This is a genomic window from Pseudomonas bananamidigenes (genome assembly GCF_001679645.1).
Classification (GTDB): Bacteria; Pseudomonadota; Gammaproteobacteria; order Pseudomonadales; family Pseudomonadaceae; genus Aquipseudomonas; species Aquipseudomonas bananamidigenes.
In genome coordinates this window covers 19,828-27,049 of the sequence record NZ_LRUN01000025.1, presented here as the reverse complement: position 1 = coordinate 27,049, position 7,222 = coordinate 19,828, and the positions used below count along the sequence as shown (strand labels likewise).

Annotated in this window: 5 protein-coding genes; all 5 read right to left on the bottom strand. The window is 61.3% G+C overall.

Translation table 11 applies throughout. The annotated features are described in order from the left end of the window. Nucleotides 1-159 precede the first annotated feature (159 nt). The 5 genes from fabB to BBF94_RS10000 all read right to left on the bottom strand — a co-directional run bounded on the left by fabB (nt 160) and on the right by BBF94_RS10000 (nt 7,053). Nucleotides 160-1,380, bottom strand: a complete 1,221-nt coding sequence (gene fabB / locus BBF94_RS10020) for a beta-ketoacyl-ACP synthase I (RefSeq protein WP_065258882.1) — start codon at nt 1,378-1,380, stop codon at nt 160-162. An 11-nt stretch (nt 1,381-1,391) separates the two neighbouring features. Next, nucleotides 1,392-1,907 carry a 3-hydroxyacyl-[acyl-carrier-protein] dehydratase FabA gene (gene fabA, locus BBF94_RS10015; RefSeq protein ID WP_065258881.1) on the bottom strand — a complete coding sequence of 172 codons (516 nt, stop codon included), beginning with the start codon at nt 1,905-1,907 and terminating at the stop codon, nt 1,392-1,394. A gap of 247 nt (nt 1,908-2,154) precedes the next feature. Beyond that, nucleotides 2,155-4,059, bottom strand: a complete 1,905-nt coding sequence (locus BBF94_RS10010; protein WP_065258880.1) for an ATP-binding protein — start codon at nt 4,057-4,059, stop codon at nt 2,155-2,157. Beyond that, on the bottom strand, nt 4,056-4,988 hold the full coding sequence (locus tag BBF94_RS10005) for an ABC transporter substrate-binding protein (RefSeq protein ID WP_065258879.1): 933 nt from the start codon (nt 4,986-4,988) through the stop codon (nt 4,056-4,058). Before BBF94_RS10005 ends, BBF94_RS10010 begins: the two co-directional genes overlap by 4 nt. A gap of 1 nt (nt 4,989) precedes the next feature. After that, nucleotides 4,990-7,053, bottom strand: coding sequence for a TonB-dependent receptor plug domain-containing protein (locus tag BBF94_RS10000; protein WP_225875046.1), 2,064 nt, complete (start codon nt 7,051-7,053; stop codon nt 4,990-4,992). Between the last annotated feature and the right edge of the window lie 169 nt (nt 7,054-7,222).

Below are 7,222 nucleotides of genomic sequence, written 5' to 3'. Positions count from 1 at the left end.
GCTTGCCAGCGATTGCGGAGTGTCAGCCGGCGGGGATGTTTGCAATGCCGACGTCATCGCTGGCAAGCCAGCTCCCACAGGGATGAGTGCTTTTTCCAGGCGAAAAAAAACGCCCCGAACCAGTCGGGGCGTTTTCATGTACGGCCTGGCAGGAGGGAATTACTTGCCTGCCCAGCGCTTCAGGACCAGCGTGGCGTTGGTGCCACCGAAACCGAAGCTGTTGCTCATCACGGTGTCGATCTTCGCGTTTTCCTGAGTCTTGGTCAGAACCGGCAGGTCGGCCACTTCCGGATCCAGCTCGTCGATGTTGGCGGAACCTGCGATGAAGTTGCCTTCCATCATCAGCATGCAATAGATCGCTTCGTGAACGCCGGCGGCGCCCAGGGAGTGACCCGACAGGCTCTTGGTGGAGCTGATGGCCGGGGCCTTGTCGCCGAACACTTCACGCACGCCTTTCATTTCCGCGACGTCGCCGACCGGGGTCGAGGTGCCGTGGGTGTTCAGGTAGTCGATCGGAGTGTCGACGGTGGACAGCGCTTGCTGCATGCAGCGGATTGCGCCTTCGCCGCTTGGAGCCACCATGTCGTAACCGTCGGAAGTCGCGCCGTAGCCGACGATTTCCGCGTAGATCTTCGCGCCGCGGGCCAGAGCGTGCTCCAGCTCCTCGACCACCACCATGCCGCCGCCGCCGGCGATGACGAAACCGTCACGGTCGGCGTCGTAGGCGCGGGAGGCTTGCTCCGGGGTGTCGTTGCGCTTGCTGGACAGGGCGCCCATGGCATCGAACAGGAACGACTGGCTCCAGTGCTCCTCTTCACCGCCACCGGCGAACACGATGTCCTGCTTGCCCATCTGGATCTGTTCCATGGCGGTACCGATGCAGTGAGCACTGGTGGCGCAGGCGGAAGCGATGGAGTAGTTCAGGCCCTTGATCTTGAACGGAGTGGCCAGGCACGCCGAAACGGTGCTGCTCATGGTCCGCGTTACACGGTATGGGCCGACGCGCTTGACGCCTTTCTCGCGCAGGATGTCCAGCGCTTCCATCTGGTTCAGGGTCGAGGCACCGCCCGAACCTGCGATCAGGCCGGTGCGCGGGTTGGACACCTGCTCTTCGGTCAGACCGGAATCGGCGATGGCGTCCTTCATGGCCAGGTAGGCATAAGCCGCTGCGTGGCCGACGAAACGATAGACCTTGCGATCGATCAGCTCTTCAAGGTTGAGGTCGATGGAGCCGGAAACCTGGCTACGCAGACCCATTTCGGCGTATTCCGGGTTGAACCGGATGCCCGGGCGGCTTGCACGCAGGTTAGCGGAGACGGTCTCTTTGTCATTGCCCAGGCAAGAAACAATGCCCAGACCAGTGATAACGACGCGGCGCATGCGGATAACCCTTAGAAGTTGTCAGTGGAGGTAAACACGCCGACCCGGAGGCCTTCGGCGGTGTAGATTTCGCGACCGTCGACAGTCACCGAACCGTCGGCGATGGCCAGGTTCAGCTTGCCCTTGAGGACGCGTTTGATATGAATGTTGTAGGTGACCTTCTTGGCGGTCGGCAGAACCTGACCGAAGAACTTCACTTCGCCCGAACCCAGCGCACGGCCGCGGCCCGGCAGGCCTTGCCAGCCCAGGAAGAAACCGACCAGTTGCCACATGGCGTCCAGACCCAGGCAGCCCGGCATCACCGGATCGCCTTCGAAGTGGCAGGCGAAAAACCACAGGTCAGGGGTGATATCCAGCTCGGCGACCAATTCACCTTTGCCGTACTTGCCGCCGTCTTCGCTGATCAGGGTGATGCGATCCACCATCAGCATGTTCGGGGCGGGCAGTTGCGCGTTACCTGGGCCGAACAGCTCACCGCGACTGCAGCGCAGCAGGTCTTCCCGAGTAAAGGCGTTTTGTTTGGTCATGCGAGCTCCTCAATAATCCCATGCGGCAGGTGGGGCAGATCTTCCCGGCCGATCGATGCGTTCATGCCTCGAACCGGCAGCCTACTCATAGACTATTGCGTTGTAGTGAAAGTCACAGCACCAAGGACATGAATGTACACTTGTGCACTGAAATTTTTATTCAAGCCCCTTTTGGGGCCCGTTCGGGTGCCTAAGACTGCCGCACTTTCGCTTTTCACGCCAGTCGCAGATGCTCGAAAGGCCTTCTCTACTGCACCCAGCGCTGCAGAATCAGCTGCAGGTCATTGCGTTTGAATGGCTTGGCCAGATAGTCATTCATGCCCGCCGACAGGCAGTTCTCCCGGTCACCCTGCAAGGCGTTGGCGGTCAGGGCGATGATCGGAACATGGCCGCCGCCGGGCAGCCGGCGAATCTGACGGGTGGCCTCGTAACCGTCGATGATCGGCAGGCGGCAATCCATCAGGATCGCCTCGTAGCGGTTGGCGCTTGCGCTTCGCACGGCCTGCATGCCATCGGTGGCGACATTGACGGTAAAGCCCAGGCTGCGCAGCATCGCTTCGATCACGGTCTGATTGACCGGGTTGTCTTCCACCAGCAGCACGTTGCGGCCTTCTCCATGAGGATTGCCATCGATTGCGCGTGGTGCCGCCGCCAGTGTCGGCAGGTCCTGCTTATATAGCGCCAGCGGAATTTCCAGGGTGAACACCGAGCCACGACCTTCCTCGCTTTGCGCGCGCAAGGTGCCACCCATGCGTTCGGCCAGGGTGCGGGCGATCGGCAGACCCAGGCCGGTACCGCCATAACGGCGCGAAATCGAGCTGTCGGCCTGCTGGAATGCATTGAACATCAGTTCCAGGCTCTCGGAAGAAATCCCGATCCCGCTGTCGCGCACCGAGCAGGTGAACCACAGCAGTTCGTGGTCCAGCGACTGCCACTGCGCCTCGATGCTGACGCGACCCTGTTCCGTGAACTTCAGCGCATTGCCCACCAGATTGACCAGAATCTGCCGGATCCTTGTCGGGTCACCCTGCACCTGCAGGCCTCGCAGATCCTCGGGAATCCGCAGTTGCAAGGCCAGCCCTCGCTGTGCCGCACTGTGCTGGAACGATTGGGCGCACGCGCCGATCAGGTCGGCGAGATTGAACGGTATGTGTTCCAGCTCCAGTTCCGAGCGTTCGATGCGCGAGAAATCCAGAATGTCGTTGATCACCTTGAGCAAGTGCTCGGTGGATTCGGAGGCCAGGGCAGCGTACTCGATCTGCTCCTCGGTCATGTCGGTGGTTTCCAGCAGTTGCAGCATGCCCAGGACACCGTTCATCGGGGTACGCAGTTCATGGCTCATCATGGCCAGGAAGTCCGACTTGGCGTTGTTGGCCTTTTCCGCCTCTTCGCGGGTCTGGATCAGTTGCGCCATGGCCTGGTGCTGTTCGCGGCTGGCTTGCTCCAGCGCCTGGGCCAGGTTGTTGATGTGTTGCGACAAGGCCCCCAGCTCGGTGTCATCGACAATCGGCAGCGGGGTCCTGTAGTCGCCCTCCTGAATCGCCTTGACCGCATCGCTGATATCGCGGATCGGCTGCGACAGGCTTCCGGCCAGCCGCCGTGCCAGAACAAACGTGAAGAGCAGGGCGAACAGCGCCAGAATCCCGGCCTTGAACAGGATCTCCTGTTGGCGTTGACTGAACGCATCGTTCGACAGGCCGACGATCACCCGCCCCAGATAATCCTCGCCGGCAGTGCCGTTGCTGCTTTTTCCGTCCTGAAAGAAATCATTGTGCAAGGCAATCCGTTGCAATCGCACCGGCGACTGGAACACTTCGACCTGATGCGGGCGCTTGTGCGCATCCGAGGGCTGCTCGACGTACGCCAGAATCCGGTTGGCGCTGTCCTGGATTTCGAGAAACCGCACATTGGGCGTAGCCAGAGTGGCCTTGAGCAGGCTTTCCAATACTTCGTTATTACCGGAAATGACCCCGTACTCGGTAGCCGGCGCGAGCTGGTTGGCGATCAGTTGGCCCGTGTGGTTCAGCTCCTGGCGCAAATCCTGGATGCGCACGAAGGTGAAAAAACTGATCAGCAGCAAGGTCAGCAACAGCGCAGGGCCCAGGCTGATCAACTGGGTTCGGGTATTGATGTCCCAACGGCGGAAAATCATGGGTGGCGCTCTCCTTCGGCCAGCTCTGCGGCAACAGACGCTTCATTCATCGGCTCTATCCCTAATGAACGAGCCACCTGCGCATTGCTTGAAACTTTGAAACGCCCGGGGTAGAGCGATCGCGGCCAGGCGGTCGGCGGGTGGTCGAGCAGTTCGTCGAGTACGGTCAGCCAGTCGCTCTGATCGCTGTAGGTACTGGCGAGGCTGCCGGCACGTACGAACGAAACGTTCGGGCCCACCAAAGCCAGCTGTCGCGCATAACTGCTGAGCAGCAGGTTTTTCGCGGTTCTCGGGTTGTACAGGTCGGGATCGTCGAGGCCCAGCAGCACATCGCTGTTTTTCAGTACGGTCTGCAAGGGACGGTTGTCGTGGGTATTGTCCCAGCGCTGTGGAACGATGTGCAGATTCAGCGGGTTGGCGGCCGATTGCAGTTCCTTGAGGAGGAATTCACTGTGCTGATCGAACAGCACGCCGACGCGTTGCGCCTGAGGCAGGATTCGGCGGATCAACTGCAATTGGCGACTCAGTGGCGGATCGCTCCACAGCAGGCTCAAGTGGGATGGTTGCGTGGTGCCGAAGCGTTGCCGCGCCTGCAGGCGGCTGATCCGCAGAACCAGCGTCGCCGGGCCCTGGCTATCCTGCATGCGCCAGTCGAGGCTCGGCAGATCGAGCAGAATCAGGCGCAGGCTGGACGGTAGTTTGCCCGGCGCCGGCAGGCTTGCCAGTGGCTGGAAATGCACCCGGTCGGTGGGCCTCAGCTCGCTCAGCGCCTGGACGAACGATTGCACGCCAGGGCTTTCCTCGGCACCGGTCAGCAGAATATCGGCGGCCTGCACTGCCACGCCGTACAGCCAGGCAGTCACGAAAAGGCACAGCCCGGCCAGCCATTGGCGGGCGGTTGGCATCTTCCGTGACAGGGCGTAGCGCATCCTAGAACTCCAGCTCGGCGCTGAAGTACATCACCCGGCGTTCGTCGTAGTTGTTGTCGACGAAAGTGGTCGGCTCATGATCCAGACGCTGTTGCAGCACGGCGGCCAATTGCAGTTGAGCCTTGCCCAGTGGAATGTTTTTGGCGATTCGCGTGTCGACCCGTTCGAAGCGATATCCGTTGAGTGCGTTGTCGCCGTAATAGAAGAGGGCGCTGTTCCAGCCCTGGCCCCAGTCGCGCAGCCAGCCGGCCGAACCGCTGTTGCGCGCCGTGAACTGCTGATCCAGCGGGTTGCTGGCTTCGGCGTCGACGAAGGCGTAGGTCAGGCGCAATCGGTCGATCGCGCTCAGGCGCCAGTCCAGTTGTGTTTCGGTGCCGCGAAAGCGTGAATCGTTGGCGTTGCTGGCGATGAACTGGTTATTGCGCAGCGGCTCGCTGATCATCCCGGTGATTTCGTCGTAGAACAGTTTCACGTCCAGCGCCAGGCCCCATTCCGGGAAAAATCCGTTGTAGCCCAATTCCCTCGAGCGCATGTGCTCCTGGTCAAGATCACCCGGCCCCCGAGTCTTGACGAAGTAGCGGGCCGACGTCTGGCCATAGGCGGAGGGGCGCAGGTTGGTCACCTGATAGCTCCAGTTGACGTTGTTTTCGAACATGTCGGGCGAGCGGATCGCTTCGGAGTACACCGCACGCAGGCTGTGGCGCGGGTTGATCAGATAATTGACAGCAAACCTGGGCGTCAGCGAACTGCCGATCAGTTGAGTGTTTTCAAACATGGCACCGCCTTGCAACAGCCAGTGTTCGCCGGCGCGCCATTCCAGTTGGCCGAACGCGCGCCAGGTGGTGTCGTCCAGCGTGCCGTTGAAATAGGTCTCGGAATCGGCCCGGTCGTAACGATAGTTCAGGCCGCTGACCAGACGCAGACTGTCGGACAGGCTGAGGGTGTCCTGCAATTCCAGGTCATAACGCGATTCCCGGGCGCTCTGGTCGATGTCGCCACACAGGGTCCGGCTGGCGCCGTTGCGCCATTGATCAAGCACTTGATTGGCCAGGGCCATTTCCGTTGGTGTGCCGGGCGCAGCACCGGGCCCGATGAACCGGGTGATGTTGCGCGCCAGTTGCTCGGTGTAATTGGGGTTGAGTTGCCACAGTTGCGTCAGTTGCGGACTGAACGAGACTTCGGCGTCGCAGGCGCGCCAGGTCTGCTGACGGTCCCAGTGTTGCGCCGAGCCTTGTACGTAAAGGCTGTGATCGGGGTTGATGTCCAGATTCCAGCGCACAGAACCGGCGTAATCCTTGGCGACCACGTCGGAGTTGTTCCCGGCAGCGGTAATCCCGGAGAACACCGGTCGGTAGGTATAGGGTCGCTGGTTGGTCCCGTCCTTGGCGTTGAGCTGCCAGTCCACGCTCTGGTTGTCGCTCAGCATCTGGCTGACCGCAAGGCTGAAGCGGTTCAAGCGACGGCTGTCACGGTAGTCGGCGCCGGTACGGTCGCTGTCGAAGCCGTCGTCCTCCTGGCCGGACAATGACAGGCGCAGGTCGCCGCCGCTCCAGCCCGTGCCCTGACTGGCGTAGAAGTCGTTGATGCCCCGTTGGCCACGGGTGATTTTCAGGCGTGTGCCGTGGCTGTCGGCCGGGTTGCGGGTGATGATATTGACCACCGCCATCAGCGCATTGGCGCCATAACTGACGGTGTTCGGGCCGCGAAAAACCTCGATGCGCTCGATGTCCTCCATGGCCACCGGAATGTCGCTCCAGTCCACCGTGGCGAGGCCGGCGCGGTACACCGAGCGGCCGTCGATCAACACTTGCATGCGCCGGGCTTCACTGGCGTTGGTGCCGTGATAGTTCACCACCGACTGATTGCCGCTGATGTTGCCGACCATCATTCCCGGCACCAGCCGCAGTAACTCACTGATGTCCCGGGCACCGCTGGCGTTGATCAGTTCGCTGTCGAGCACGGTCATGCTGCCGGGGATTTCCGCCGGTGACTGTTTCAGGCGAGTGGCCGTGAGAATCCGGGGCAGGGCCTCGCTATCGAGAAACAGGTCGTCCGCCAACAACATCGGGCTGAACAGCAACGCCAGCAGCAGGGACGAGCGCGAGGAGGGGGTGCCAGAAAACACGACGCGGCCTTGATAGCAGAGAATTGGCGCGCATGTTAACCGAGGACAGTGACTTTTCCAGTCACGTTGCGGGCATTTTCCTCGGCTTTATTGGTCTTCTTCCTACAAG

Excerpts from the sequence above, each read along its gene's own strand:
- fabB (WP_065258882.1), bottom strand. The coding sequence starts at position 1,380 with ATGCGCCGCGTCGTTATCACTGGTCTGGGCATTGTTTCTTGCCTGGGC.
- fabA (WP_065258881.1), bottom strand. The coding sequence starts at position 1,907 with ATGACCAAACAAAACGCCTTTACTCGGGAAGACCTGCTGCGCTGCAGT.
- BBF94_RS10010 (WP_065258880.1), bottom strand. The coding sequence starts at position 4,059 with ATGATTTTCCGCCGTTGGGACATCAATACCCGAACCCAGTTGATCAGC.
- BBF94_RS10005 (WP_065258879.1), bottom strand. The coding sequence starts at position 4,988 with ATGCGCTACGCCCTGTCACGGAAGATGCCAACCGCCCGCCAATGGCTG.
- BBF94_RS10000 (WP_225875046.1), bottom strand. The coding sequence starts at position 7,053 with ATGTTGTTGGCGGACGACCTGTTTCTCGATAGCGAGGCCCTGCCCCGG.